The sequence below is a fragment of the Geomonas sp. genome (genome assembly GCF_056994735.1).
In genome coordinates this window covers 1-1,392 of sequence record NZ_JBXKJL010000327.1, presented here as the reverse complement: position 1 = coordinate 1,392, position 1,392 = coordinate 1, and the positions used below count along the sequence as shown (strand labels likewise).

Sequence of the window (1,392 nt, the reverse complement as noted above, 5' to 3'; positions counted from 1 at the left end):
TCCCACGGCAAATCCCCCCTGTCCCCCCTTTGACAAGGGGGGGACGCAACGGCTACCGACTTCCGCACAAGCACCTTCCCCGGTGTCCCCCTCCCCTGGTGTCCCCCTTCCCGGAAGGACACGGTGCGAGTTCCCCCTCGCCCTGCGGGCCTGCGCGCTGAAGCGCTTCGGCGCGCAAGCGGGAGGGGCTGGGGTGAGGGCTCTTGCCCTCGAGGCACTGGTAATGCAATAATCTGCAGTACAGGAAAGGGAGCTATGATGGCTCCCTTTCCTGCATTTTGACCAACATCTCCGGTTAACACGTCAAGGGCCGTTTTCTCATTTGACAATATTGAGAACATGAAGCTTAATGTCGTGCATGCTAAATTCCAGCTCAAGATATCTTGCGATCGCCGCCTTCCTCATCATGACCCTTTGTCGACTTCCGGCTTTTGCTGAAGCGACTCCGGCCGTAGTTCCCTTGCTGAATCACGCTGGTCCTCATGCTTCTGGACTTGCCACTTCCACCCAGGCCCCGGGGCGTGGCGCTTCAAATGTGGTGGCCCCGGACGGGGCAGCCCCGCCGCCGGCAGATTGTCCGGATGCTACCGGACAATTCTGTCCGGCAGATGATGAAGACCTGTCTCCGAAGGAAAGTAAGGCCGAGGTCAATCCTGGCGAGGCAGGAGGGAAGGAGTGGCCCTGGAGGCGAGCCGGTGCTGCCGAATATCTGGCCATTTCTGCGGCTGCTGCCGGGACCATATACGTTGAGATAAAGAATGGCAGGCAGGCGGAGGCCCACTGGACTGCACGCAACGGCTTCGACGAGGGGATCCGTGATGCTGTTCGCCTGGAGAGCAGGGACGCAAGGGATGCTGCCGACATGGCCAGCAACGTGCTGATGGGGGTGATGATGACCGCTCCCGTTCTGGAGTCCTTTGCCGTTCAGGGCTTGAGGGACTCGCACTGGGACGCACAGTGGCAGACCCAAGTCATCAACCTTGAATCCTTCACCTTTACCGCACTGGTCTCCAGCGTCATGAAGAACCTCATAGCCCGCGAGAGGCCGTTCGTGCGCAACTGCGCCAACGGCCGGTGCGAGGGGACAGAGGAAAACCGGAGCATGCCGAGCAATCATGCCGCCTTAGCCTTCACAGGAGCAGGGCTTTTGTGCACCCACCACAAGTATCAGGATTACTACGGCAGCGAGACCACCGATAACGCCATCTGCGCAACCGGACTGGGAGTTTCGGCGGTCGACGGGATCCTGCGGATCATCTCCGATCGTCACTACACCACCGACGTCCTCGCCGGTACCGCCATCGGACTCTTTTCCGGTTTCATCCTCCCCCGCCTGCTGCACTACCCATGGCACAATGACAGGGGTGAGAAGAAAAGTGATGCAGAGGATTC

The 1,392-nt window shown here is 59.9% G+C and carries 1 protein-coding gene; it reads left to right on the top strand.

The genetic code is table 11. From position 1 onward, the window contains the following. Nucleotides 1-535: 535 nt before the first annotated feature. Nucleotides 536-1,392, top strand: an 857-nt coding sequence (locus AC11W3_RS14250) for a phosphatase PAP2 family protein (protein WP_484093205.1), incomplete at its 3' end; no start/stop codon positions are given.